The organism is Jeotgalibacillus sp. 10bf12, from assembly GCF_055597105.1.
This window is the reverse complement of sequence record NZ_CP200276.1, coordinates 2,890,565-2,917,240: the sequence shown is the minus strand read 5'-3', so window position 1 is coordinate 2,917,240 and position 26,676 is coordinate 2,890,565. Positions and strand designations below refer to the sequence as shown.

The window sequence follows — 26,676 nt, the reverse complement described above, 5'->3', positions numbered from 1 at the left end:
TGGATGTGACTCAGGATGAAGCGAAGGACTTATGTAAGTAAAACTGATATAAATGTTTTCAATGAACTGCTCGATGATGACTATGAATCTAATGTAGAAGCGTTTATTCGTTATGCCAGGGCTGCTGACTTAAGTAAATATACGATAGTTTATTATGAGCAGCATTTACTGAAATTCATGCGTGCTTTGGAGGAAGTCGGTTGTGCGACTCGTTTGAACAGAATAACTTCCGACATGATATTAAAATATTACATTGAACCAAGTTTAGTGAAAGGCCACAAATACTCAACTGTTGCTACAACTCTTCGCGCACTTAGGGCTTTCTTCAACTGGTCAGTTACAAGAGGAGTTATTGAAACGTCTCCGATGGATGGAATAAAAATAAAAAAACCGAAAGATGGTAGGATAGAAACCTTCTCGAGAACACAAATTCAGGATATTCTAATGCAGCCAAATTTAGATACCTTTGTTGGACTTAGAGACTATACGATAATGGTCGTTCTGTTAGATACCGGAGTGCGCTTGAGGGAACTTGTAGATATCGAAAAGAAAGATATTTTGTGGCAGGATTCTCAGATACTTATTCATGGAAAAAACGGTCAAGATCGCCGGGTCCCATTTCAAGCAAAATGTCGCAGAGTTCTTAAAAGCTATATACAAGCCCGCGGTAAATCAGACGTCAATCACCTATTTATTACTCAAGACGACGGGCAAATGAGCCGCAAAGCTGTTCAAGACCGCATAGCGAAATACGGTCGAATGGCTATGATTGATAACGTAAGATGTAGTCCGCATACATTCCGGCACACTTTTGCTAAGATGAGCGTCAAAAACGGAGCGAACGTCTTTCACTTACAAAAAATACTCGGCCATCAGTCTCTTGATATGGTTCGTATATACGTTAATCTGTTTAGCAATGAAGTAAGTGAAGCGCACAAAAAGTTTTCACCCGTGGAGAATTTACTGCGATAAAATTTATATGAGTACAAGTCGGTAGGTTGTCGGATGATATTTTTTAATTTTCTGACATTTATTCAATAAAGATGATAATATAGTATTAAATTACTATTAGGGAGGCGTAATTATGCTATATACAACGTTAAAGGCTTGTGGTTGGCTGCTTATTATTACCGGAGTATTTCTCGGCTTTGGGACGTGGATGAACGAAGAGCTACCGAATGCTAACTCGGCTGGCTGGCTGACGATGCTCGGCGGTATTACTGCGGGAGCAATCGCCCTGGCTTTCGCTAATATTTACGATCATATGATAGAGAACGACGCATAAAAATAACGCCTCGATTCCGTGGACTAATCCGCAGAGTCGGGGCGTTTTTCTTCTTCTACTTCGAACATATCCTCTATTGAAACGTCCAATGCTCGCGACGCTAAAAACAGTGTAGCAATGTCAAAACGATCTTGGCGTTTTAGTCTGCTGACCGTTGCTTCAGTAAGACCGGCTTTTTCAGCGAATTGCTTCTGAGTCATATCCCGATCCTTAATAAGTTGTGGGATTTTATTCCTAACGATCAGCTTCACACGTACAACCTCCCGTACTTTTTATAATTACATATTACCTATTCGGAATTTTTTTGTCAATAAGTGTTGACTTACAAATTACGCATGTGTAATAATGGGCTTACATTACGAATTACGTACATGTAATTATATTAAAAGGAGACGATGAAAATGCAAAACACATTTTTCGAAGATGTAAAGGTAGAGGTTATCATGTCAGATGCTATTCACGGCCAGAAGGTATATACGTTCAAGGAACACGACGGAACTACTTGGGGCGACAACTACAAGACGACGCACCTATTCGGCAACATTCACGCGGTAGAATATCACGATGCAGGCGTCCTGTCTTTCGAGGCGATTGAGGGTGACGAGGATCGCAAGTTACTTATGCTGAAGCTGAACAATGAAACTCGCCATATCGTTGACAACCTGGACGTTATTGACGCAATCGAACTGTTTTCGCTAATTGAAAAATACGGCGGCGTTGAGCTATGAGACTTTGCGAGGTTGTGCCGTTGAATAAATCCACGGCCAATTACTACGAGTTAGTCGAATTGACTGAAGCAAAACGGGACGATGATCCGGAGGCGCTAGTATTTGAATTACTGGCGCTGATTTCCTACAATGGTTCGCCGCGTTTAGTCGACGCAGTGAAAAAACGAGATTGGAGTGTTGAATAATGCCGTTAGGATTTAACGAAGCAGAAAGCGCATATGACGAGCTGTCAGCGTTGATTAAAGAACGCCTGGAAGCCGGCGAGCATCCGCTAAGCATCACCTATACGCTACTAGCGCAGATTACTTCGCTTGGAGACGAGAAACTAATCGACAGAACGCGTAAGAGGTTAGGAGGTGCGGAATAATGCGGTCGATCATCATTAAATACACGTATTCAGACGGTGAGCTACCTGACCACCACCGCGGCTATTCACTCGGCGATAACGCTTATGTATTTACGCAGGGCAACGAGACGTTTCTATTCAGCTTAAATCGGGCGCCAGTAGACGGCGTGCTGACGATACAGCCGCAGACTGAGCGCATTGCGTTTGTTGAGCTGCCAGGACTGCCTGCGGACGTAACCGGAATGAGCGCGGGTGAGTTACTGCGAGCGTGGGCGACGAAAAAGTAACGATAAAATTAGGTCTTTCGCAGTGATTTTCCAATTGCTGCGTATTTTTTTATCGAAAAATCGGCCAAAACGGGGTCGAGCGGTTATTAGTATATGAAAGTATTTCGGACCAAAACGCTGTTCAGCTTCGATTATTAGAAAACGGACCATTTCCGATCGGCAGACGATACTATTTTATAAAACATTTTTGCAGAGTTGACAAAATACGCAAAAATAAAATTTCGTCAACTTTTCCGGAAATGACGAGTTTCTACTATATGCTCAAATTGCAAGTTTTCTAAAATTACTATTTCTGCAATTTTTCAAGGTTATTAGATTTTTCGTTGTACACTTCCGATAGAAGCCGGCAAGCATTAAATATAATAAATTATTTTAGGAGGAGATTTATATGAAACATCAAAAAATCGCAGAGCTTATTGAGGATATTAAAGAGTTAACGAGTTTTGATCCTACGTTGTATACGTTTGAGGAAGAAGATTCCGGAAATCCACTGGAAATAAAAATACGTGAAGTATCTATCGGTCTTGACGTAGGAACTTATTCTTATAGCCCACGGCGTGACCAGTTTTATACAAAAGGGTATCCGGCAATATCACGCGAGAATATTCTGAAAATGGTAAACGATTGGTTTCTTGCCTACGAAGAAATATAAAAAAAATGTTTGCATATGGCGCTACATGACAACGCCTATCTATTCCGCCTTATAAAAGGTAAACCATACGCCAAATACCTATTAGCGTAGGAATGTCAGGCGCTAGCACATTCCCCGTTAATGTCAGCACCAATACGTTCTATACGATTAGTTAGTATTTAGCGTTAGAAAAGAGACGCTTCTACGTTGCTTTGCGAACGCTAGTGAGCAACAGGTCTTAAGTATATCGGGCAAGACCGGCCCGTCACTTCGGCAAAGACCGCCTCGTGAATATCGTAAAAAACGCCCTATTTTCCTTTAAGGATGAAACGCTGTAACCGTTGGGAGAGTAAGGCTCGAGAAAATTTTTACTACGTTTATTCCGTAAAATAACCGTTATCATGTAGCGGAAACTCAGGAGGAATCACGATGACAAACATTAAAGTAGTCGACAGTATTATGGGTTCGGGTAAGACGTCATGGGCGATAGAGTATATGAGCAGCGCTGAGCCGACGGAAAAGTTTATCTACATTACGCCATTCTTGAAGGAAGTTGAGCGTGTGAAAACGAGCGTAAGGGGGCGGAGTTTTATTCAGCCTAACAACGCAAATGAAGAACGTACGAAGCTGCGCAGTCTAAAGGACTTGATCGTACAAGGCGCTGACATTACTTCGACTCATTCGTTATTTCAGACCGCCGACGACGAATTAATTGAACTGCTTACGGATTCAGGATATACACTGATCCTGGACGAAGTGCTGGAAGTAATCGAGCCGGTAAACGTAAAGCCTAGCGATATACGTAAACTGGAAAGCTGCGGAGATATTGAAGTCCGGGACAATAAGGTTATCTGGACGGGTGATTTTAAAGACGACAGCCGTTACGTAGACATTCGGTTATTGGCGCAGGCTGGCAACTTGTTTTATTATCACGGCAAATTTCTCGTATGGGCTTTTCCGAGTTCTGTATTCAAGGCGCTAGATCAAGTAATGGTTATGACGTATTTGTTTAACGGCAGTATTCTAAAGAGCTACTTCGATTTATTCGCGTTTCAATTTGAATATCATTCCGTTTCAATGGAAGCCGGTAAATATGTACTTGCCCCATATGATCGGCTCAGCGAGAAGCGTGAGGACCTTATGGCGTTGATAGATATTTACGAAGGGAAATTGAATGACGTCGGCCACCGGAAGAATGCTCTAAGCGCTACGTATTTGAGAAACGCTGATATTGACGTGCTGAAGCCGTTAAAGAACAACACGTATAACTTCTTCTACAATATCGCAAAAGCTAAGAAAAACGACGTCTACTATTCGACGTTGCAGGAAGTCGAGAAATCAATAGCACCGCGTGGATACAAACAAACGGCTATTGCGGTAAATGCGAGAGCTACGAACGATTACGCAGATAAATTCGCTATTGCCTACTTATTTAACCGTTACAACAATCCGCACGTCAGCTCGTTCTTTAATGACAATGGGGTGTCAGTTGACGAAGAATTACTGGCAGTCGCAGATTTGCTTCAGTGGATTTGGCGCTCAAGAATCCGTAACGGAAAAGCGATCAATCTGTATTTACCGTCGAGCCGCATGAGGCGTTTATTAAAGGAGTGGTCACGTTATGAGATATAAGCAGATTGTTTCGCTCGCAGTAGCCCAGGCGTTAATAAAACGAGGGTTCGTCGTAAAGGAAGTAAAGAAGTCTACCCGACAGCGTGAGCGTTTAGTTTTCAGCTTTGAAGACAGCGCTGAACTACGTAAAGCATTTTCGGAAATAATCGGGAAATAACTGCAACAGCTAAAAAACCACCGGAAGGGAAGCGATTAAATGAACGGACAAAAGTATCTAAAGTATATGAGCGCTAGATTCCCTAACTACTATTCGCGCCATTATGAAGCACACTCAGAAGACAATTACCGCCTAAGAAAATACATCAGTCGCGTTAAACTTCACCGTATGCGCGAACTTGAAATAGAGGGCAACGCTAAAGCCCTTGAGCTTCTCGCTGACTATTTACTAGCGGAGGATCATCTGCGTGGCTTAATGCTACGTCGTGAAGCAGTCGGCCAGGTCGCTGAAAACGAAGAATTCCCGTCGCTCGGTCAAGGTGCGCGTGATTATTTGGAATTTAGCGATAAGGTAAAGGAACGCCACGCTGATCGGACTAAGACTTGCGAAATGTGCGAATGTACGTTCATTGACTGGAGCCTGCGGAATAACGCCCGTGTATGTAGCGAGAAGTGCCGCCGCCGCAAAGACGCACTCAGACAGCGTAATGGCGGACAGATCAAGCGATACCGTGAAAGACAGCAGCATGAATATCCGTTCTATTCACCGCATGAGCTTAACGTACTGGCTACTCGGAGCGAGAGAGCGTATGAGGATCGCAAAATTGACGCCAGGAGTTACCGCGACAATGAAGAATACGACGGTACGCGCTTGAATGGGCGGAAAAAGCCGTCATTTACGGGCAGAAGCGAACAAGACCCTACGCCTTTTGATTATCGCCCGCGTGGTCGTGAGAAAAAAGAGGCTGAAACGGTCTTTCCGGTGGTCGTCCGACACATTAGCGAAGTAGACGAATCGGACCATTTTGTAGAAGCGTCTCAAATACTATCAAAACGCCAAGAAACCGCACCAAATCAACGTTTTAACTCGGAGGTTTATGCTATTAAGTGAGGAAACGAGCCTGTTGCGCAGAGGTTCGTTCTCTTATTTAAATGCTATGTACAAAAAGGGAGGGAAAAGGAATGGAAAAAGAAATGGTAGAGGCCTTTAGACATAAAGCAGGCTTGTCACGTGAAGAATTTGCTGAAGTTCTGCGCATAAGTCCATCGCAAGTAGCTCACCTGGAAACTGGCAGACGTCAGGTTTCAAGAGAAGTAAAAGCTAGAATACTTGCAAACTTTCCTATGACGCAAGAAGTAATTGATTTTTTTATTCAATTAAAAGATATGGACAAATTATCCCAATATTATTATAACAAATCAGATAAAACAAGTCAATAGGAGGCTGGAAATGAGTGAAAAAGAGTACGAAATTTATATTGAAGACGTAAACAACGAGGTTTTTCAACATGTTTTAGATAACGTAAATTTTAATACTTACAGCAAAATGAACGAAGAATCTAAAAGAAAGTTAATAGAAAAGTCTACAATCACTTATTGCTTACAATACGCACCGAAAAGACGTTACGGGCTAACTAAGGATGAAGTGCGCGAGCTAGTCCGTTTTAACATGAATTACATTGCCGGGGATATTCCGAATGAATCAACGTGAAGTCAGATCAATTCGCGCTAAACTTGCCAGGCTTGCCCGGAATGAATGCTCGCTGAATCAAAACGGCGGCTGCCCGGCTCAGCAATGCGGCCAGTGTGTCGTCGAGATTAGAACGGACTCGATGATTGGCAACGTCTGCCCGTACTTTATGCGCTCGGTACTGCCGTCTGATCCAACGTTGAACGCTGATTACCTGGACTACTTTCCGCGTGACTATCCGTTGCGTAAAAAGCTAAAAGAGGCGGATCGCTGCGAAGGTTGCAACGTTGAAATTGAAAAGCGGAATAACCGCCATAAATTCTGCGATAAATGCTCGGCTGAAAGAGAACGTGCCAAGAGCCGTGAGCGTAATCGGAAATACCGTGATAAGCAACGGAAAGAGAATGACGGTTTAGGGGCTTAGAAACATTGATTTAATAGGCTTTCTGAATGCAGAATAAGGCATTTTAATAGTGCAGTTAAGTAAAGACGATTTATGCACTTCTAAAACGTAACGGGGGCGATTACTTGAAATGCGTATACACAGCATACGAAGGTACGACAAATTATCTCGAAGGCAAAGACCAGTCCGGGAAATATTACATTTTATTTCCTGACCGTACCGCAAAAATTGAGGTCACACGGCACAAACGATTTAACACGTTCAGCGTCTGCAATAGCCAGGGCGAAGAAATTGCTCGCCGCACACTTTATGACGTTCCATTCAGTGATGGCTTAGATCATATCGTGAGTTATATCGGTCATATCAGCCGTGAAGTGACCGCCTACTATAACGGCAAGCCGGCTGAACACACGCTGAAGAACATTAAACGCCAGAAGGCGGCAGAAGACGGACAAGTTTACGTTTATCTACACGTTAAACCGCATGAAAAGGACGGACTTTATAACGTAGTGTACTTTACAACGAAGGATCATAAAACTTACAGCGCAACGGCTGAAAAGGTCATAGAGGCGAAAAAGTTAAATGCAGCTTATAGTCTGGCGGCTGAATACGTTGTCAGTCATGCGGGTCTTAATGACGCGGCTGAAGTTATATTCTGCGGTGAGGGTCCAGCGTTCAATAGTAAGCGTCTTATTGGCGCACGTATTAGCGGGAATCTACGTGAAACAGGCGTTAAGTTGACGGTAGAACAAGCGGACTTTACTGCGGATGATTACGAGAGATTAGGAGTTGGCGATTAATGGGACGCAAACGAAATAAAGACGTGATTTTTGAAGGGATGTCCGATGATAGAAAGTTCCGTCTGAAGAAGAAAAAGCGGACTAATGGGCGCAAGGACTCACGCGATTGGACAGACGCAGTATTCGAAAAACTAAAGGGGGAAAAGAAGAATGAAAAGTTACATTAATGAAAAGAATCAACTAATTATTAAAAATGACGCGGATCTACTGGCGGAAGTAGACGGCATGAACCTGGATAACGTTGAAATTCCGGCGGACATTAAACGGCCAACGTTGGACAACCTGGCGACGGCTTACGAGCGTGCGAACTCGCTAGGCATGGGCGACGACCGTATAGAAAACTTAAAAATATACGCGAAGTTAAGAGCGCAAGTTGTGGAGCAGTATGAGTAATATTTCCGCGGCGGTCGTTAACGTTGAGTACATCGAGGCAGCTGCATTTTTAACGGTGATCCTTTTTGATAAGCACGGCGAGCAGTCAGACAGCGTTATTAAACCGGTGGTAGACGAAGCGAGCGCAGTAACCGAGTTAATAGACATACTCGACTTCCACAAAGTAACGAGCTTTCAAACGTCTACAAGGGCGCTCTTTTCAGCGTTCATACAAACGCCTGGATATATCGTCGAAATGTTACCGAGCGCGGAGACAAGCGTCACAAAGGCGGCTATCAAAACGTATGAAACTGAACTACGTGAGATATATAGCGTGGAAATGAAAACGCGCGGTATGACGTTAAAAGCGACGGGTTGGCGTAAATGGGCGATTAAACTACTACGAAAATTAACGGAGGGTTATTCATTATGAAGACGACATTTAAATTATACGAGCAACGAGAAAAGCAGCAGGCCGAATTAAGCAAGCAGCAGACGGAAAGACAACGCCATATTGAAGAAGCACAGGCGGAACTAGCGGCGGCACACAACGAGCATTCAGCATTAGTAAAGCGCTATGTGACCGACTTATCGCTAGACAAAGACCTGGACGCAGCGGACGAGCGTGTAACCGCAGCAAAAAAGAAACTTGAACGCTTGCAGGCTTCCGTGATTGAAGCGCCGGACCAGATCAGCAAAGACGAATTAGTAGAAGCATGGAAGACGGAATTTGTGCCGGCGTTTCAAAAGAACGAACATCAGCCGTCGCTTGACCGTCTGAAGAAAGCGAAAGAAGCGTATTTAAAAGAACTTGAGAGCCACCGGACGCTAGTAAATGAATATGATGACTTCGTAAAAGAAGTAGCAGCTTCATGCGGACGAGGCTACGATAATAAATTCGGCAGGCCGCCTTTTGATCGCCGACCTTATACGTTTAACGGAAGTGAAGTCGGAGAATACGAAAAACTTTAAAAGGAGCTGTTACGAATGGAAAAAGTTATTACGCCAAAGCAGTTAGAAAGCATACGCAGAGACGCACGGGGAGACACACGTAAGATCGCCGCATTTAAAGAAATAAAGGACAACCATACGGAGCTAGTCGGCAGAATTTCCAGTGAAGAAATGCCAATATATGAACGCCCGACGGCGGAACACATTGAGCAATTAAAGGCTGACGTTGAAGCAGGTACGCATGAATTCGCATCCGAGCGCCTGGCCTATCATGAGGCGTTATTACAAGAGAACGAAACGGAAAGCGCAGACTGGAAAAACTTAAACGTAGTAAAAAGCGGACTGCGGCAACGGCTGCAAAGCGGTGAGCTTAAAAAATCAGACTTAGGTACGGCGAAGAAAATGGCGACCATGAATTCAACGAATGAGAACATCGCATTGTACACGCAAGTAAAAAGAACGTTAAACGAAAGCACTCAGGGCTAAACGGCTAGGGTGCTTTTTTATATTGCGCTGGAACCACGACGCGGCTGACATTCCGCGGGTTAGTGGGAGCAAGTTTCCTCCACGCGATGAACCGTCAGTCCGCGGCAGGCTGGCGACGGGAGCTAATTAATGCCGCAATTTTTTATAGGGGGTTTATACAATGACAGATAAAAATAGAGAACTTACAGATAAAGAAATAGAGCTATCGAAAGCGCTCGGCTTTATGGCGCACTTTTTAGAATGCCTATCAAAGAAAGATACTAACTTCAGCATAGAATACGCGCAAAAAATCGGAGAATCAGCGGCGGTACTTTCGCAGTATGAAACTGACTACGTTGCTTCGCTATTAAAGGAGGCGGTAAGTCATGGCTGAGGTGGGTTCTATACGCGCGAAAATCATTTTGGATAATTCTGGTTTCACTAAAGGCATGGATGACGCTAAGCGTAAAACGGACGAAATGAAATCGAAGTCGGCTAATCTGAAGAAGGAACTAGATGGCATTCAGAAAGCGTCTGCAATCGTCGCCACTTCTATCGTTGCTGCAATTGGTACATCTGTTATGAAAGCAGGCGAGTTTGAACAGGGCATGGCGAAAGTAAAAGCCGTCTCGCAAGCGTCAGCGGAAGAAATGGTACGTCTGGAAGAAGTAGCGCGTCGCATGGGCGCAGAAACTCAGTTCAGCGCAACTCAAGCGAGTGAAGCTCTTGCATTCTTAGCGCAAAGTGGCTTTTCTGTTGAACAGCAGATTTCCGCCCTCCCGGCAGTACTTAACGCAGCAGCAGCCGGACAGATTGAACTCGGACAAGCTGCGGACATTGTGAGTAACGTCATGAGTTCTTTCGGCATAGAGGCAGAGGACGCTGAGAAAGCTGTAGATGTCCTCGTAAAAACTGCCGCGACTGCTAACGTTGACATACCTATGATGGGTGAATCGATGAAAATGGTTGCGCCTGTTGCTAAGTCCCTAGGCTTCTCTATTGAGGAAACTGCCGCTGCGATTGGAATCCTCGGCTCAAATGGTCTGCAAGGCTCGCAATCTGGAACGATTTTAAGAGCAGCGATGTTGAGTTTAGCAAATCCGGTTGGCGCAGCAGCTACCGCCATCGAGGAGTTAGGCATTGAAGTGCAAACCGCAGACGGATCAATGAAGCCATTACCGGAGCTAGTCGGTCATATTGGTGAAAAACTCGCTGGAATGGGGGACGCTCAAAAAACAGCGACAGCAGCACAATTGGTCGGCACTGAGGCCGCGGCCGGACTGATCTCGTTGCTAGAAGTAGGGGAAGACGGACTAGCGAATTATACGTCTGAACTTGAAAATAGCGCCGGAGCCGCGCAGGAAATGGCGGACATTCAGAATGATACACTTCAGGGAAGTTTTAAAGCCTTCCAATCTGCGCTTGAAGAAGTCGGCATTGAGGTCGGTCAACAATTCTTACCGATGTTCCGCGACATGATTGACGTCGGGGCTGACGTTGTTAGGTGGGTCGGTGAGCTAGACGGCAAAATGATCGCTTCAGTTGCTACTTTCACAGGAGTAGCCGCCGCAGTTGCCGGTGTTATTACGACGGTTGCTAAACTATCGGCTGCCCTGTCCCTTTTCGCTCTTAGTCCAGTAGGGGCTGCCATCATTGGTGTGTCTTTACTGGCGGGCGGTATCGCGGCTCTTAACGTTGCAAAGGAAGACACGATCCAAAAGAGTATCGACCAGGCTTCAGCTATGCAGGCGGAATATGACACGTTAGACGCGGCTATCACACGTTATGACGAACTGAAGGCGTCAACTTTCCTTACTAATGACGAGCTGAAACGCTTTATTGATATTGCGGACGAACTTTCTCGGACTACTGATACTGAGAAAATTGCGCGTCTTAAAGATGAGCAGGCGTTGCTTCAAGAGAAATCGAATTTAACGAACGATGAACTCGCGGAATTTATCAGTTTGAATAACGAAATATTAGAAGTTGTGCCGGAGTCTTCTGCGACTATTACGGACGAAGGAAATGCTTTTCTTGATACAACCGCGGCTGCGAAGGAACTAAACGCTGAGAAGCTAGAAGGTATACGCTTAACTTTAGAAGGGGCGCTTGCGGAAGCCGAGGCCGACCAACGCGAGAACCTAAAAGAGCAGAAAAGGCTTCGCGAAGAGTTAAACGAAGGTCAGGAAATACAAAACCAGCTTGTCGCTGAAGAACGTGAGAAACGAGGCGAAGTCGGGCGCTTGCAAGAAGAACTCACTGCGGCGGAAGAAGCGTCTGACTTTGATAAGGCGTTCAGACTCGCGCAAGAACTAGCGGACGAGCAGGCGAATTTAAGCACGCTAGAAGACCAACGAGAAGCACGCGTCAACAATAACACGGAGCTTCAGGAAGAACTCGACAAAGTAAACGAAAAGCTATCTACGCTAGAGGAAACGCGACAGGCACTCGTAAATAACTGGCTCGCTCAGACCGACTTAACAGCGGAAGCGGGCGAGGAAGTAGCAGTGATCGAAGAGTCAATCGGTCAACTTAAAGCGAAACGTAGCGAACTTGAAAAGAACACGCCGGCTGCCGCAAAGACAACACAGGAATATCAGGAGGGAATTTCCGCTATTGACGGTCAGATCGCTAACTTGCAGATCGTACTTGGTGAGATCGCTGAAATTACGGGGCAGGCCGTATCAATGAATGACGTACTCGGCAGAAGTATTATTAAAAACATTGAAATTAGAACGTCAGGCAGGGCGGACTTGCTTAGCGGTCCTCAACGTGTGGCGTATCATGGCGGGGGCGTCGTCGGTAAACCTTCGCTTAATAAAATGCCTTTGCCGAAACTCCATAAAGGCGGTATGCCCTGGGAACTGGCAGCTAATCCAATCGGGCTGCATACCGAAGATGCCGACGAGACAATTCGTATGATTATAGAGTTTAAAGGTTCGGAGGTGTTTAACGTTGACTTTAATTTTGAGTGCTAATTTCAGTGGATGCTCGATCATGACGTCAGACACGCGCCTGGTCACTATTGAATATGATTTCAACGAAGAAGGCGACTACGTGCCGGTTAAAGGCGGAAAGGTCGTACCGCAGGATGCACGCGACACCAAGACGTACAAGCTAAGTGACTACGTACTTACAGGCGCCGGGGGCTTTTCAGATGCGACCGTTCATATTATGGACATTCTCAGAAGTGAAACTAAGCCCGAACATGACTTGGCGGACTGTAAGCGAATTCTTAATGAGATCATAGCGAGAGAAAGGGCCGACGAAAACAAGCCGGACTATCTGCAATTCTTAGACATTAAAGGTACTGCAACGATAATTCTCAACGGGTTTTATCGCGATGGATCTACCGGAATGGTGTCTTTTCGTTCTGGCGACAGCACCGTAGCAAAAGAAGTTGAGCATACGTATAAAAACCTTGTTCAGTATCACCAAATCGCACCGTTTAAAGAGTTTTCCGAAGCTGAGAAGGATATTCTTTCGCAGCCGTACGTATATCCCGACACTAGCGACGTAAAAGATGATGAACTGATTGCTGCTATATTCGAACATACGAAGAACGGCTTAACGCTGGCTCACGGGGTAATGTCGTACAATCACCCGGCGGAAATATCAGCGGACTTTGAGATGCACGTTTTATCTAGGATCGGCAACGTATCTGCATACCGGAAGCAACAATACGACCATACGGAAGCACACAAACAATTACGCGAAGGGGTAGATGATTATGAAACAACTAAACGAACAACAAATCGCAGCTATCGACTATCTAGCACGGAATGACCACGGTTTAACGCATGAGCAAATCGCGGAAAAGGTTGGCGTAACTGTACGTACACTCTACCGCTGGAAGAAAGACCATGCGTTTGTAGCGGAATGGAAGCATCAGATTATCCGGGAATCAATCGAGCGGCTGCCGGAGGTAATGGAGTCTATGGCGGACAATATCATTGAGACGGGCAACGCCGCCGGGTTCCGGACGTATATCCAGCTACACGGTATGCTTACCGAGCAGGTATCCGTAGAGACTACTAGCGGTAGCGGGCTAGATGCGGCTGACCTGCGTGCTGAGATCAAACGTTTACGCGGTTTACCTGGGTGACATGCGCCATTAATTGCGCTATATAATGAAGGAACACGATACGGAGGGCTTACGTGGTGTCATGTTACGTAGGCTTTCCGCCTCTACATACCAGCAACACGGACCGGACGCGCGACACCCCGAACGCTTTGGCGCTAATACCTATGGAGGTATATCGAGTATGCAGTATTCTATACACGTTAGGTTGTCCGGTAGAAATTAACAAACGTTGAATTGACGCGGTTTGTTTCGCTGCATAAAACGTTAAGCAAGTTCGTAGTCAATGAAACGTTGTCATTAAAGGATTCTTCGTTTAACTCGATGCGATTCTGTTAAGTCGGAAATGCATAACGTTGTATAATTCATACACGTTGATCCACGGAAATTTCCCGCGAAAGGCACGACCCCAACCGCCTACCTGACGCACCCGGAGCCTGCTGAACTTAATACGCGGATATTAATTTTTCACTTTGGACTTGCGTAATTATTCACTCGGGTATACAATACGTTTAACTCAATCAGAATTATTGCGGAGGTGTTAACCGTATGAATGAAGTACAAGCGTTCAAATCAAAGGCGGATATACGTAAAATTAAGGCGCAGCTGAGCGGCCGTGATCTACTATTATTCATCGTCGGAACAAATACGGCGCTGCGTGTTTCCGATCTGCTAACGTTGAAAGTAGGCGACTTACGAAACGACGAAATCCGTATCAAAGAAGGTAAGACGAAGAAGGCCCGAGTGATTACGCTGAACAAAGCGATTAAGCTCGCGGTCAAACAGTTAGTACCGGCGTCAGTGGCAGACGGAGAATATGCGTTCAAGACGCCGCGTGCAGACAAGCCGATCAGTCGCGTACAAGTATGGAATATCCTTCAGCGAGCGGTAACTAACGCAGGGCTTGAGCGTAAGTATACGTCTGTCGGTGCTCACACATTGCGGAAGACCTGGGGCTATGCGGTGTATACTGCCGGCCATGATATAACGTTGATTATGCGAGCGTTGAATCATAGTAGCCCGCGTGAGACTTTACGCTATATCGGAATTGAAGCTGAAGACGTGGCAGACGTTTATATGGACGTGGAGATTTAATAAGGAAGAAACTCGTCTTGACTACGGTCTGTTTTCCGTGTACTATCATCTTAGCGGTCTAATGACCGTTCAATGAACGTATCAACTTTCCGCAATCTAAGCGGATTACATAAACGAAGGTAATAGCGAACGGGAGTTCGAATCTCTCCTGGGACGCTACCGCATGATTCAAAAAATCATTAAAACAATGGTTTGACGATTGTAGAGATTTCTAAAAGAAAGCAAACCTTAATGAAATTCTTTTTAACAATCGCTATCAAAAAAACTTCCTGCATTGCAAAATGCAGGAAGTTTTTTGTTTATGTCAAAAGAATATGCTAAAAGGAATCAAAGTTTCAGTAGCGTAAAGATTTTTTCAATTACTCCTTTATTTCATAAAAGTGTCTGCTGGTAAAAAGGGTTCCACAGCCTGCGAAATCGATCTGTCTCTGTACAAATGATCGTTTACCAAAAAATTACTTGGATTTATTTCTGGTCTGATTATAGTACCTGTTCTTTTCCCAAGTCAACATGGACTCAATATAAATGTTTTTACATTCTTATAGCATAGAAGGTAAAAATTTCATAATAAATCCATGGAATTTTCCCAACTTACAGGCGACAGCGTTCGACCGGGCTGCTATATAAGTTGCGCTATATTGAAAAGAACAAATGTACGTTCGGTAAAGGTATTTCTCTGTTATGATGCTGTTTTTAAACATGAAAATAAATTTTAATAAATATTCAGAGCCTGTATAAAAACCGCATGAACCTGATGAAGCTTCACATAGCCATGAAGGCGATGGGTGAAAGTGCGGTCACTTCACCGGTCAAACTGAGTTAAAATAGCGGCGTTCTTCTAACCAGAAGGGCGTCGTTTTTCTGTAACCAAATTAACGCAGTTTAATTGCTGGTAAACGCATTTTTTAACACAGATTTATAATATAAAATTTGAAAATGATTCCGCACTTTCCGTTGAGCCGTGAAATAAATACATAAGAATTGAGCTATGTTAAAGATTATTGTTTCTTTACAGCTGGTGATTTCCGCTGCAGGGGCAGCTCGCAGGTGAGGCTTATGGCGAGGACTGCTAACTCAGCGTCTATCCGCAGAAAGCAACAGCCAACTTTAACAAAGCTAAAAATAAAAGGAGGCGTTCTGATCATGTGTCACATTAAAAACTTAATAACGCAATATCAAAAAACTGGTTGCGAATTATACTTTAACGAAATTTATGAAATGTTCGCCGGAAAGGTTTTCAATTTCGCCCGCAAGCAGACGCGCCAACGCCGGCTGATATGGCAGGATGTGGAGTCTGAGGCAAATCAGGTATTTTATAATGCAGTTGTTTCGTACGATGAGAGAATTGGCGAATTTGAGCCTTTCTTGTTCCTCATGCTGCGCCGGCACATCGCAAATGTTGGCAGTAAATCACTGACCTATCAAAGCTATATTGAGCGCTATTCCCATAGTGTAAGAACATCAACGGGCAATGAACCGGAAATGATTGCAATAAAAAAAGAGCAGCGCCAACTGCTCATTGAACTGACTGCGAATGCTACCGTACCAAGCCGACAAGCTCTGATAGCATTCGCAAAGTCCTACTCATTCCGAAAAGCCGCCAAGCAACTCGGAACGTCTGATAAAACGGTTAAAAATCGAATAGAAAAAATAGCAGCTGCCCGCCGCCATATTTTACTAGACGACTATTTCACCGCCTAATCATGAGCATATTACATGCTCTCTAGGATCGCTCAAATTAATTGAAGCGTATCCCATATTTTATTATACACGGACAAAATCATTTTTAAACTGCTTGAAAAATAAAACATTAAAAACCAGCTTTTTACTTACAAACATATATTCGTATAAATACAGTAATGGGTAGATAGTATAAAAAAGCCAAGTGAAAGGAGAAAAGCTATTAACAGCAGCCAATTTTTCTTTACGTAAGAACAATATCATTAAAAAACAAACTGGAGGTAGCGAGATGAACGGGAAATTACATGAAGAAATTAATAGTCTTGCAGCAGAAATCCATAAGCTTGACCGCTGGGTGGTGCGATTTGATGAAAAGATAATCGGTTACCCTAAGATAGAAAAAAGAGCAGATGAAGCTTACTATTTGGCAGACCGCGCAGAGGATAAATCGGAGGAAGCGTATAAAGCATGCGAAGTAAATGCTCGTGATATACAGGCACTTGAGGTTCGCTGTAAATGGTTCTTCGGCCTGATGGCCCCATTCATTTTAATGATTATTGGAAAACTATTTTCTTAAGGAGGGTGAACAATGGAAACGACTATGATTATCAGAACAATCACATTGATCATTGCACTGCTGAATCTATCACTGGTTCTTGCCGGCTACTCTCCACTTCCGATTGAGAATGAAGAAATTGAGCAACTTTTCACTATGTTCTTCACGATTGGTGCTTCTCTCTGGGTCTGGTGGAAGGATAATGATATTTCGCGCACAGCGAGAAAGAGAAAAAACAAAGATCTGACACCAGGAGTATTGAAGGAACATACGGAATGTCATATAAGTGGTTTGGACCATGAGAAATTATTCTTTTCATCAAATAAAGGAGAAAAACTTAGTCTGCAAGAAGTAGCTGATTCAAAATCAGATCTGATGATTTATATCAGAAATTATGCAGGAGAGTATAAATATATAAGCATGCACGAATTAGCTGCCGGCGTATTTTCACCTTCAATTTCAGCTGAAAATATAATGAGTCATGTTGATGAAAAGAAACAACACCATCCAGAGCAGTCAATTATTAAACAGGTTGCAGCAGCTTATAAAGACGATCAAGTCAGAGATACCCGATAAGACGTGCCTGCACCAGTTATGCAATTTCTGCTGGTGGACTTTCAGTGGTTAACTGTGGATGGTATACAATCTTTATTTATAATGGGGAAGTTGGTTTGCTGACAAAGTCTGTGAAAGATTAAAATTCATATATGTGATGAATCTCCTGTTATAATAATATGATCTATAAAACAAATGATGATCTGGAAGCATCAGCGATATATGGAATGCTTTGTGAAACTGCCTGTTACAGCCGTAATAGGCGGTTCTTTTCTATGCTGTGATAGTGCTTTTCTTGGCATTTTATAAAATACAATGCTACACTACATTCAAAAAGATTACGGAAGGTGGTTCATCATATATGGCTGAGCAGCAGGGCAGGCGTGTTATACCGTTTCCGGGACTAAAAGACCGGCTTATAGAGCGGGGATTGGACATGCTGCAGAATCAGGAAAATGTTGAAGCCATCAGCCTTTTGGAGCAGGCACTCGAGATTGATGAAGATGACGCAGCGGCAGGTACTTCACTTGCAGTTGCTTATTATGAAAATAACCAGTGGCTGGAGTCCGCGGACCTTTGTAAAAAGATGCTCCGTAACGGCGCCGGTGAGTATGAAGAACTGGTTGAGCTTTATGTGATGAATCTGATTCAATTGAGAAAGTTTGATGAGATTGCTTCATTTATACAGCCTCTTCTAGAAGAAAATGAATTGCAGCCTGAAAAAGCTGCAAGACTGCAAAGTCTGATCAACCTAGGTCAGGAGCAAAAGAACGCGAGAGAAGCAGAGGATGAATCCTTTCAGTCATTCCAATTACAAAGAGATCTTGAGCAACAGATGATTCAGACAGCAGCACTTGCAAAACAGAATATTCGACCGATGAAAAGTGATGTAATCAGAGAAATTGAAAAAGATGAGACCCACCCCTTTATAAAAACGCTTCTTTTAAACATATTAAGAGAGCAGGGGATCTCAGATGAGACGGTTGTTTGCAAATGGGGAAAAGAAATATCTGTTTCACCGGCAGAGCTGGTTGAACCATTTGATCAGGAGTTGTATCAGAAGGCTGCAGCATTGCTTTCTGATATGAGTGATCAGCCGCAATTAGCAGAAATCGCAGCGGAGCTCTTGCAAAAACATGCGTTTTTACTATATCCTTTCACCTGGAGAATCGATTCTCCGGAGACAATTTCAGACGCATATCAAAGGCTGGCCAGGGAATATATGGGTGAAAAAGACCCGTTCAGTGATTTTGGTCACATTGAACTTCTTACAGAAATCAGCAGACTTGAAAAAGTGGAAATGGTCTAATGGTTTGCAGTTGAAAGACAAACCGCGTATGTTATAATAAAATGGTTGCATAATGGGATTCTTAATAGAAGAATGAAAGAATCATTGATTTCATGTCGTTCATGAAACCATTAACTTAATAGATGTTTTGGAGGGAATTATTTATGTCAGTAAATTGGGAAAAGCAAGAAGGAAACGAAGGCGTACTCACAATACAGGTAGACGCTGAAACAGTTAACAAGGGTCTTGACAGTGCATTTAAAAAGGTTGTTAAGCAAATTAACGTACCAGGATTCCGTAAGGGTAAAATGCCTCGTCAAATGTTTGAAAAGCGTTTCGGAGTGGAATCACTTTATCAGGACGCTCTTGATGAGATCCTTCCTGAAGCTTACGCTAACGCAGTAGACGAAGCTGGTATCGTACCGGTTGATCGTCCTGAAATTGACGTAGAGCAAATGGAAAAAGGTAAAGAGCTGATTTTCACTGCTAAAGTAACTGTAAAGCCTGAAGTTAAACTTGGTGAATATAAAGGACTTGAAGTGGAAAAGCTTGATGCTGAAGTAACTGACGAAGATGTAGACGCTGAGCTTAAGCAGCTGCAGGAACGCCAGGCAGAACTTGTTGTGAAAGAAGACGGTAAAGTAGAAGACGGTGATACAGTCGTTCTTGACTTTGAAGGATTTGTTGAAGGAGAAGCATTTGAAGGCGGACAAGCTGACAACTACTCTCTTGAAATCGGTTCAGGATCTTTCATTCCAGGTTTTGAAGAGCAATTAGTTGGTCTTGCAACAGGAGATGAAAAAGACGTAGAAGTTAATTTCCCTGAGGAGTACCACGCTGAAGAGCTAGCTGGTAAGCCTGCTACATTTAAAGTGAAAATTCATGAAATCAAAGCGAAAGAACTTCCTGAGCTTGACGATGAATTCGCTAAAGATGCAGACGAGGAAGTGGAAACATTTTCTGAACTGAAAGAAAAGACAAAAAATCGTCTAACTGAAGAAAAGAAAAATGCTGCTGAAATGGCACTTCGTGATTCAGTAGTTGAAAAAGCTTCTGAAAACGCTGAAATTGATATCCCTGAATCAATGATTAACACAGAAGTTGACCGCATGATGCAGGAATTCGAACAGCGCCTGAGCGCACAGGGAATGAACCTTGAACTGTACTTCCAGTTCAGCGGGCAGGATGAAGAAGCACTTCGCGGACAGATGCAGGAAGATGCGGCTAAGCGCGTACGTACTAACCTTGTACTTGAAGCAGTTGCTGAAGCTGAAAATATTACTGTCACTGAAGAAGATGTTGAGTCTGAGCTAAGCAGCATGACTGAACAGTTCAACATGTCAGTAGATCAGATCAAAGCAGCACTTGGCGGATCTACAGAAATTCTTGAAAACGATCTTCGTGTTCAAAAAGCAATCGATTTTCTTGTAGATAACAGCAAAACTGTTGCATAATAATAAGTAAGACTGAAGCAAGGCGCGATCAGATCGTGCCTTGTTTTATAACATAAGCACAGTTTCTTCATGGTAATAGGTTCAAATCAGTACATACATAAAGGTTTAATGGCAAAACATATCGGGAAAATCGAGTTAGTTCCGTCTAGTGGATCTGTATGGTACAATTTTTCCTACAGAGTAAAAGAGATGCTCTATTATGGGCAATACTGATAAAGGGGTGAAAGTAATGTTTAAATTTAACGACGAAAAAGGACAATTGAAGTGTTCTTTCTGCGGAAAAACCCAGGAACAGGTTCGTAAGCTTGTTGCCGGTCCGGGTGTATATATTTGTGACGAATGTATAGAACTTTGTACTGAAATTGTGGAAGAAGAGCTTGGAACTGAAGAAGAAGTTGAATTTAAAGATGTACCGAAGCCGAAAGAAATCCTTTCGATCCTCGGTGATTATGTAATTGGTCAGGAACGTGCGAAGAAGTCACTTTCAGTAGCCGTTTATAACCATTACAAGCGAATCAAATCCAATAGTAAAGTCGACGATGTTGAGCTTTCAAAGAGTAACATTTGTCTGATTGGACCGACTGGTTCAGGTAAGACACTACTGGCTCAAACATTAGCCAGAATTCTGAACGTACCGTTTGCGATTGCAGATGCTACTTCACTTACTGAAGCTGGTTATGTTGGTGAAGATGTAGAGAACATTCTTCTCAAACTGATCCAGGCTGCAGATTACGATGTTGAACGTGCTGAAAAAGGAATCATCTATATTGATGAGATCGATAAAGTCGCGCGTAAATCAGAAAACCCTTCTATTACACGTGATGTATCAGGTGAGGGTGTTCAGCAGGCATTGCTGAAAATTCTGGAAGGTACGACAGCAAGTGTGCCTCCACAAGGTGGAAGAAAGCATCCGCATCAGGAATTTATCCAGATTGATACAACGAATATCTTATTCATTGTCGGTGGTGCTTTTGATGGGGTAGATCAAATCATCAAGCGCCGTCTTGGACAAAAAGTAATCGGGTTCGGCTCAGGTGAGTCAAAGGGTGACCTGACAGAACGTGAACTGCTTTCAAAACTTGTCCCGGAAGACCTTCTCAAGTTTGGTCTGATTCCTGAATTTATCGGGCGTCTGCCTGTAACTGCTACGCTTGAAACGCTAGATGAAGAAGCGCTGATTTCAATTTTAACAAAACCTAAAAATGCGCTCGTAAAACAATACCAGAAAATGCTTGAACTTGATGATGTTGAACTCGAATTTGAAGAAGAAGCTCTCCGTGAAATTTCACGTAAAGCAATTGAGCGTAAAACCGGAGCTCGTGGACTTCGCTCAATCATTGAGAATCTGATGCTTGATGTGATGTTTGACCTTCCATCGAAAGAAGAGATCAAGAAGTGTATCATTACACCAGGTGCTGTAGAGCAGACTGAAAGACCGATTCTTCTTCGTGAAGATGGTTCTCAGATCGATCTGGATGATGAAGAAAAAACATCTGCTTAATGTCTAAGACAAAAGCTGGCTCATCATATCGAGTCAGCTTTTTTTATCTCTCAAAAGATACAGCCGCAAGCTGAATAAGTATCTAAAACTTTTCGCTTCGCTGGATGTTTTTCTAATCTAAAGGGTAAAGTAATACTAAACGTTTTTAATCGGTTTTTTGAATTAACATGGAGGTGTTACATATGGCGAATAACAATACACAGACTTTGCCGCTTTTACCGCTGCGAGGCCTGCTCGTATACCCAACAATGGTTCTGCATATAGATGTTGGTCGTGAACGGTCGATTCAGGCATTGGAAAAAGCAATGATGGATGATCATATGATTTTCTTATCGACACAAAAAGATATGGCAATCGATCAGCCGGAGCAGGACGATCTTGCTGTAATGGGTACGCTGACAAAAGTAAAACAAATGCTTAAATTGCCAAACGGTACGATCAGAGTACTCGTTGAGGGAATTGAGCGGGGGAAAATCACTTCTTTTGTTGAAAGTGAACCGTTCTTCACAGTCGAAGTTGAATCCTATCCGGACGATCCTGAAAAGTCTGCTGAGTATGAGGCGCTTATGCGGACGCTGACTGACTATTTCGAGCAGTATATTGCCCTTTCTAAAAAAGTATCAAAAGAAACGCTTAATACGGTACTTGATATAGAAGAGCCGGGACGCCTTGCGGATATTGTTGCTTCTCATTTACCACTGAAGCTTAAAATGAAGCAGGAAATCCTGGATACAACGGATATCAAAAAAAGAATCACTGCATTGATCGAGACGATTAACAATGAAAAAGAAGTGTTAAGCCTTGAAAAGAAAATCGGTCAGCGCGTGAAAAAGTCGATGGAACGCACTCAAAAAGAATATTACCTTCGTGAGCAAATGAAAGCGATTCAGAAAGAGCTTGGAGATAAAGACGGAAAAACTGGTGAAATTTCTGATCTTGCAAAAAGAATCCGGCAGGCGCAGATGCCTGAATCCATTGAAAAAATCGCCAGAAAAGAACTGGACCGCTATGAAAAAGTTCCTGCAACATCAGCTGAAAGCTCAGTCATCCGTAATTACATTGAATGGCTGATTACAGTGCCATGGTCACAGTCTACTAAAGACGACCTTAATATTAAGAAGGCGGAAAAAATTCTTGACCGTGATCATTACGGATTGGAAAAAGTAAAAGAGCGCGTGCTTGAATATCTTGCAGTGCAGCAGCTGACCAAGTCTTTAAAAGGACCAATTCTCTGCCTTGCAGGTCCTCCGGGAGTAGGGAAAACAAGCCTTGCGCGTTCAATCGCTGAATCGGTAGGCCGTAAATTTGTTCGGGCATCACTGGGTGGTGTAAGAGATGAATCTGAAATACGCGGACATAGAAGGACGTATGTTGGCGCTATGCCGGGCCGGATCATCCAGGGGATGAAAAAAGCAGGAACAGTAAACCCTGTATTTCTTCTTGATGAAATCGATAAGATGTCTAATGATTTCAGAGGAGACCCATCGTCCGCAATGCTTGAAGTACTTGATCCTGAGCAGAACAACTCTTTCAGTGACCATTTCATTGAAGAGCCTTATGATCTGTCTAAGGTCATGTTTATTGCAACTGCAAATAATCTTTCGACAATTCCGGGTCCGCTTCGTGATCGTATGGAGATTATCACGATCGCTGGTTATACTGAGATTGAAAAGATCAATATCGCTAAAAACCACCTTCTGCCAAAACAGATTAAAGAAAACGGACTGTCAAAGTCACAGCTTCAGATCAGAGATGAAGCGATTAAAGACATCGTCCGCTATCATACACGTGAAGCCGGGGTAAGAAGTTTGGAACGACAATTAGCTACTGTATGCAGAAAAGCAGCTAAAATGATTGTTGGAGAAGAAAAGAAAAAAGTGGTTGTCACATCCAAGAGTCTTTCTGAATTCCTGGGCAAGAAAAAATTCCGTTACGGTCAGGCTGAAGAAGAAGACCAAATTGGCGTTGCGACCGGTCTTGCCTATACGACAGTAGGTGGGGATACACTTCAAATTGAAGTATCACTGTCACCTGGTAAAGGAAAGCTCGTACTGACTGGTAAGCTTGGTGATGTGATGAAGGAATCTGCACAGACTGCATTTTCATTTGTGAGATCGAGAGCTGAACAATTAAAACTTGAAGAAAACTTCCATGAAAAGCATGACATTCATATACATGTTCCTGAGGGAGCAGTACCAAAAGACGGACCTTCAGCCGGCATTACGATCGTTACTGCGCTCGTTTCGGCATTGACTGAACGTCCAATTAAAAAAGAAATCGGTATGACCGGTGAAGTAACGCTTAGAGGAAGAGTGCTGCCAATCGGCGGGTTGAAAGAAAAATCCCTTAGCGCTCACAGAGCAGGTCTTACGACAATAATTATTCCAAAAGATAATGAGCGCGACATAGATGACATTCCGGAAAGTGTACGGTCAGAACTTACATTTATCCCGGTATCTCATGTAGATGAAGTCCTTGATATTGCGCTGGCAGGTGAAAAACAATGAAAATAACACAATCAGAAATCGTCATCAGTGCTGTAAAGCCTGAACAATATCCTGAAGGAGGTCTGCCCGAGTTTGCATTAGCGGGCAGATCGAATGTCGGGAAATCATCCTTTATTAACAAAATGATTAACCGTAAGGCGCTCGCACGTATCTCCTCTAAACCGGGAAAAACTCAGACGCTGAACTTTTACCTTTTAAATGAAGCACTTTACTTCGTAGACGTGCCTGGATACGGTTACGCAAAAGTATCGAAAACAGAACGTGCAGCATGGGGTAAAATGATTGAAACCTATATGACAGACAGGGCGCCGCTCAAAGCCGTCATAATGATCGTTGACCTCAGACATCCTCCAACCAAGGATGACATTTTGATGTATGACTTTTTAAAACACTTTGATATCCCATGTCTGATCGTTGCTACGAAAGCAGACAAAATACCTAAAGGTAAGTGGCAAAAGCATCTTAGTGTTACCCGAAAAGCCCTTGAAATTGCAGAAGGCGACGAGCTTATCATGTTCTCTTCTGAAACAGGACTTGGTAAAGATAATGCCTGGCATTTTATTGAAAGAAAAATGAAAGAGTAATAGTCTAAATGACCGAAAGAGGAACGCCTGATGATCAGTGCGTTTCTCTTTTTATGTTTAAGCCTTAATAAAACCCATAGTTGTATTTGCACAGATGATGATTGTAGCGGAAGGGGGGCGACTCCTGTGGCAGGAAGGGACGTGTGAGACCTGGCATGGCGAAGCCTGCGGGCTCACCGCCCGGCCACGGAAAGCGTCCCCCTGAAGCGGAAAGCATCAGCCAACTTTAACAAAGTCTATGTTTATAAAACACAAAAGTAGTGAATGAATAGATTATTAAAACGTTTTCATCGAAGATTCTGATATTGAGCAGAACTATTGAAAACGAACGGTTGCTTTGGTACCCTTAGTTCAGATGAAATCTTGATACAGCAGTGCGAACCGGCACAATCCGGACGCTGTATCTGTACGGTTCAATGGTTGTTCACATTTACCATTAGGACATGATCTTAATCATGTTATAATGGGAGTAATGATTAATTCGTGGGGGTGTCATTCAGCACATGCACATTTTAGTGGTAGGTTTGAATTACAAAACGGCCCCTGTAGAGATGAGAGAGCGTCTTTCTTTCCAGGAAGCGGATCTTAGTAAAGCAATGACGGAGCTTCAGTCCCGAAAGAGTATACTGGAGAACGTCATCGTTTCGACATGTAATCGTACTGAGATATATGCAGTAGTCGATCAGCTTCACACAGGTCGTTATTATATAAAGCAATTTTTAGCTGACTGGTTTAACCTGGACAAGGATGAGTTTAGTCCTTATTTGTTTATTTACGAGAAAGATGGTGCAATGGAGCACTTGTTCAAGGTAAGCTGCGGACTTGATTCGATGATCGTAGGCGAGACTCAAATTCTTGGACAGGTACGAAAAAGCTTCTTTACAGGACAGGAAAATGGTACAACGGGTACGGTTTTCAATGAACTATTTAAACAAGCTGTAACGCTTGCTAAAAAAGCACATTCAGAAACTGATATTGCATCGAATGCTGTCTCTGTTTCTTATGCTGCAGTTGAACTTGCTAAAAAGATATTCGGAGATTTAAATAAAAAACATGTGCTTATTCTCGGCGCGGGTAAAATGGGTGAGCTTGCGATTCAGAACCTGCAGGGGAGTGGCGCAACTAAAGTGACTGTCATTAATCGCACATTTGAGAAAGCCGCTGCACTTGCAGACAAGTTCTCAGGAAGTGCAAAAGAGCTGAGAGAGCTTCAGTGTGCGTTAATTGAAGCAGATATTCTGATTACTTCAACAGGGGCACAGGAAGCATTGATCAGTAAAGAAATGATGACAGACGTTGAAAGAATGCGTAAAGGCCGTCCGTTCTTTATGGTGGATATTGCAGTCCCGAGAGATCTTGATCCTGCGATCAATGAGCTTGATAACGTATTTCTCTATGATATTGATGATCTTGAAGGAATCGTACAAGCAAATCTTGAGGAGCGCAAAGTAGCTGCTGAACAGATCGGTCTGATGGTTGAAGAAGCAATTGTTGCGTTTAAAGAATGGTTAAACATGCTTGGTGTGGTTCCGGTTATTTCAGAGCTGCGCGACAAAGCACTTGCAATTCAGGCTGAAACGATGGTGAGTATTGAGCGTAAAATGCCGAGCCTGACAGACCGTGAACGAAAAGTTCTTAATAAGCATACAAAAAGTATTATTAATCAATTGTTGAAAGATCCGATTTTGCAGGCAAAAGAGCTGGCAGCATTACCTGATGGTGATGAAAAGCTTGAGCTGTTCAAACAGATTTTTAATTTGACGCAGCAAACTGAACGTGTTGAAGCAAAGTCGGCTGAATCAGTAAAACTTCAGCCTCAGCTTTCACTGCAAAGTTAACGGGGAGGAT

The 26,676-nt window shown here is 43.3% G+C and carries 34 protein-coding genes; 33 read left to right on the top strand and 1 reads right to left on the bottom strand.

From position 1 onward, the window contains the following. Positions 1-15 precede the first annotated feature (15 nt). Positions 16-972: a tyrosine-type recombinase/integrase gene (locus tag DH10bf12_RS15245; protein ID WP_471736102.1), complete on the top strand. Its 957-nt coding sequence runs from the start codon at positions 16-18 to the stop codon at positions 970-972. A 112-nt stretch (positions 973-1,084) separates the two neighbouring features. Next, a complete protein-coding gene (locus tag DH10bf12_RS15240; protein WP_471736101.1) occupies positions 1,085-1,285 on the top strand; it encodes a hypothetical protein in 201 nt (66 codons plus the stop codon). Between the two features lie 23 nt (positions 1,286-1,308). On the opposite strand, the gene DH10bf12_RS15235 is transcribed toward DH10bf12_RS15240, so the two are convergent. Continuing rightward, the gene (locus DH10bf12_RS15235) at positions 1,309-1,536 is read right to left on the bottom strand and encodes a helix-turn-helix transcriptional regulator (protein ID WP_471736100.1); all 228 of its coding nucleotides are present in this window, start codon (positions 1,534-1,536) and stop codon (positions 1,309-1,311) included. Positions 1,537-1,686: 150 nt separating this feature from the next. Between DH10bf12_RS15235 and DH10bf12_RS15230 the strand changes: the two genes are divergently transcribed. The 31 genes from DH10bf12_RS15230 (at position 1,687) to hemA (ending at position 26,666) form a co-directional block, all read left to right on the top strand. After that, a complete protein-coding gene (locus DH10bf12_RS15230) occupies positions 1,687-2,013 on the top strand; it encodes a hypothetical protein (protein ID WP_471736099.1) in 327 nt (108 codons plus the stop codon). 20 nt (positions 2,014-2,033) lie between these two features. Next, positions 2,034-2,198 carry a hypothetical protein gene (locus tag DH10bf12_RS15225; RefSeq protein ID WP_471736098.1) on the top strand — a complete coding sequence of 55 codons (165 nt, stop codon included), beginning with the start codon at positions 2,034-2,036 and terminating at the stop codon, positions 2,196-2,198. Beyond that, a complete protein-coding gene (locus DH10bf12_RS15220; protein ID WP_471736097.1) occupies positions 2,198-2,380 on the top strand; it encodes a hypothetical protein in 183 nt (60 codons plus the stop codon). The genes DH10bf12_RS15225 and DH10bf12_RS15220 overlap by 1 nt, the downstream gene beginning before the upstream one ends. Further along, positions 2,380-2,646 carry a hypothetical protein gene (locus DH10bf12_RS15215; RefSeq protein WP_471736096.1) on the top strand — a complete coding sequence of 89 codons (267 nt, stop codon included), beginning with the start codon at positions 2,380-2,382 and terminating at the stop codon, positions 2,644-2,646. Before DH10bf12_RS15220 ends, DH10bf12_RS15215 begins: the two co-directional genes overlap by 1 nt. A gap of 388 nt (positions 2,647-3,034) precedes the next feature. Beyond that, the gene (locus DH10bf12_RS15210) at positions 3,035-3,298 is read left to right on the top strand and encodes a hypothetical protein (RefSeq protein WP_471736095.1); all 264 of its coding nucleotides are present in this window, start codon (positions 3,035-3,037) and stop codon (positions 3,296-3,298) included. A gap of 408 nt (positions 3,299-3,706) precedes the next feature. Next, positions 3,707-4,909 (top strand): hypothetical protein, encoded by a 1,203-nt coding sequence (locus DH10bf12_RS15205; protein WP_471736094.1) that lies wholly within the window; start codon positions 3,707-3,709, stop codon positions 4,907-4,909. Next, positions 4,899-5,066, top strand: a complete 168-nt coding sequence (locus tag DH10bf12_RS15200; RefSeq protein ID WP_471736093.1) for a DUF5659 domain-containing protein — start codon at positions 4,899-4,901, stop codon at positions 5,064-5,066. Before DH10bf12_RS15205 ends, DH10bf12_RS15200 begins: the two co-directional genes overlap by 11 nt. A gap of 39 nt (positions 5,067-5,105) precedes the next feature. Further along, a complete protein-coding gene (locus DH10bf12_RS15195) occupies positions 5,106-5,957 on the top strand; it encodes a hypothetical protein (RefSeq protein ID WP_471736092.1) in 852 nt (283 codons plus the stop codon). A 71-nt stretch (positions 5,958-6,028) separates the two neighbouring features. Next, entirely contained in the window at positions 6,029-6,286 is a 258-nt protein-coding gene (locus DH10bf12_RS15190) for a helix-turn-helix domain-containing protein (protein WP_471736091.1), read from the top strand. A 10-nt stretch (positions 6,287-6,296) separates the two neighbouring features. Beyond that, positions 6,297-6,557, top strand: coding sequence for a hypothetical protein (locus tag DH10bf12_RS15185; protein WP_471736090.1), 261 nt, complete (start codon positions 6,297-6,299; stop codon positions 6,555-6,557). Then, complete coding sequence (locus DH10bf12_RS15180; protein ID WP_471736089.1) at positions 6,544-6,960, top strand: hypothetical protein; 417 nt, start codon at positions 6,544-6,546, stop codon at positions 6,958-6,960. Before DH10bf12_RS15185 ends, DH10bf12_RS15180 begins: the two co-directional genes overlap by 14 nt. A 104-nt stretch (positions 6,961-7,064) precedes the next feature. Then, positions 7,065-7,739: a hypothetical protein gene (locus DH10bf12_RS15175; protein ID WP_471736088.1), complete on the top strand. Its 675-nt coding sequence runs from the start codon at positions 7,065-7,067 to the stop codon at positions 7,737-7,739. Further along, the gene (locus DH10bf12_RS15170) at positions 7,739-7,906 is read left to right on the top strand and encodes a hypothetical protein (protein WP_471736087.1); all 168 of its coding nucleotides are present in this window, start codon (positions 7,739-7,741) and stop codon (positions 7,904-7,906) included. The genes DH10bf12_RS15175 and DH10bf12_RS15170 overlap by 1 nt, the downstream gene beginning before the upstream one ends. Then, positions 7,890-8,132, top strand: a complete 243-nt coding sequence (locus tag DH10bf12_RS15165) for a hypothetical protein (protein ID WP_471736086.1) — start codon at positions 7,890-7,892, stop codon at positions 8,130-8,132. Before DH10bf12_RS15170 ends, DH10bf12_RS15165 begins: the two co-directional genes overlap by 17 nt. Then, positions 8,125-8,544, top strand: coding sequence for a hypothetical protein (locus DH10bf12_RS15160; RefSeq protein WP_471736085.1), 420 nt, complete (start codon positions 8,125-8,127; stop codon positions 8,542-8,544). The genes DH10bf12_RS15165 and DH10bf12_RS15160 overlap by 8 nt, the downstream gene beginning before the upstream one ends. After that, on the top strand, positions 8,541-9,083 hold the full coding sequence (locus DH10bf12_RS15155) for a hypothetical protein (protein ID WP_471736084.1): 543 nt from the start codon (positions 8,541-8,543) through the stop codon (positions 9,081-9,083). Before DH10bf12_RS15160 ends, DH10bf12_RS15155 begins: the two co-directional genes overlap by 4 nt. Before the next feature lie 15 nt (positions 9,084-9,098). Next, positions 9,099-9,548, top strand: coding sequence for a hypothetical protein (locus DH10bf12_RS15150; protein WP_471736083.1), 450 nt, complete (start codon positions 9,099-9,101; stop codon positions 9,546-9,548). Between the two features lie 160 nt (positions 9,549-9,708). Further along, positions 9,709-9,921, top strand: coding sequence for a hypothetical protein (locus tag DH10bf12_RS15145; RefSeq protein ID WP_471736082.1), 213 nt, complete (start codon positions 9,709-9,711; stop codon positions 9,919-9,921). Further along, positions 9,914-12,505, top strand: a complete 2,592-nt coding sequence (locus DH10bf12_RS15140; protein ID WP_471736081.1) for a phage tail tape measure protein — start codon at positions 9,914-9,916, stop codon at positions 12,503-12,505. The genes DH10bf12_RS15145 and DH10bf12_RS15140 overlap by 8 nt, the downstream gene beginning before the upstream one ends. A gap of 19 nt (positions 12,506-12,524) precedes the next feature. Next, complete coding sequence (locus DH10bf12_RS15135; RefSeq protein WP_471736080.1) at positions 12,525-13,313, top strand: hypothetical protein; 789 nt, start codon at positions 12,525-12,527, stop codon at positions 13,311-13,313. Next, a complete protein-coding gene (locus tag DH10bf12_RS15130; RefSeq protein WP_471736079.1) occupies positions 13,258-13,632 on the top strand; it encodes a phBC6A51 family helix-turn-helix protein in 375 nt (124 codons plus the stop codon). Before DH10bf12_RS15135 ends, DH10bf12_RS15130 begins: the two co-directional genes overlap by 56 nt. A 525-nt stretch (positions 13,633-14,157) precedes the next feature. Next, positions 14,158-14,703: a tyrosine-type recombinase/integrase gene (locus DH10bf12_RS15125; RefSeq protein ID WP_471736078.1), complete on the top strand. Its 546-nt coding sequence runs from the start codon at positions 14,158-14,160 to the stop codon at positions 14,701-14,703. Positions 14,704-15,846: 1,143 nt separating this feature from the next. After that, positions 15,847-16,404, top strand: coding sequence for an RNA polymerase sigma factor (locus tag DH10bf12_RS15120; protein ID WP_471736077.1), 558 nt, complete (start codon positions 15,847-15,849; stop codon positions 16,402-16,404). Between the two features lie 268 nt (positions 16,405-16,672). After that, positions 16,673-16,960 (top strand): hypothetical protein, encoded by a 288-nt coding sequence (locus DH10bf12_RS15115; protein ID WP_471736076.1) that lies wholly within the window; start codon positions 16,673-16,675, stop codon positions 16,958-16,960. Between the two features lie 12 nt (positions 16,961-16,972). Further along, entirely contained in the window at positions 16,973-17,515 is a 543-nt protein-coding gene (locus DH10bf12_RS15110) for a phage holin (RefSeq protein WP_471736075.1), read from the top strand. A 340-nt stretch (positions 17,516-17,855) separates the two neighbouring features. Beyond that, entirely contained in the window at positions 17,856-18,803 is a 948-nt protein-coding gene (locus DH10bf12_RS15105; protein WP_471736074.1) for a tetratricopeptide repeat protein, read from the top strand. Positions 18,804-18,946: 143 nt separating this feature from the next. After that, positions 18,947-20,236, top strand: coding sequence for a trigger factor (tig, locus tag DH10bf12_RS15100; protein ID WP_471736073.1), 1,290 nt, complete (start codon positions 18,947-18,949; stop codon positions 20,234-20,236). A 229-nt stretch (positions 20,237-20,465) separates the two neighbouring features. After that, positions 20,466-21,737 (top strand): ATP-dependent protease ATP-binding subunit ClpX, encoded by a 1,272-nt coding sequence (clpX, locus tag DH10bf12_RS15095; protein ID WP_471736072.1) that lies wholly within the window; start codon positions 20,466-20,468, stop codon positions 21,735-21,737. Positions 21,738-21,919: 182 nt separating this feature from the next. Further along, complete coding sequence (gene lon, locus DH10bf12_RS15090) at positions 21,920-24,244, top strand: endopeptidase La (protein WP_471736071.1); 2,325 nt, start codon at positions 21,920-21,922, stop codon at positions 24,242-24,244. Next, on the top strand, positions 24,241-24,828 hold the full coding sequence (yihA, locus tag DH10bf12_RS15085) for a ribosome biogenesis GTP-binding protein YihA/YsxC (RefSeq protein ID WP_471736070.1): 588 nt from the start codon (positions 24,241-24,243) through the stop codon (positions 24,826-24,828). The genes lon and yihA overlap by 4 nt, the downstream gene beginning before the upstream one ends. A 503-nt stretch (positions 24,829-25,331) precedes the next feature. Continuing rightward, positions 25,332-26,666, top strand: coding sequence for a glutamyl-tRNA reductase (gene hemA / locus DH10bf12_RS15080; RefSeq protein WP_471736069.1), 1,335 nt, complete (start codon positions 25,332-25,334; stop codon positions 26,664-26,666). The last annotated feature ends 10 nt before the right edge of the window (positions 26,667-26,676 follow it).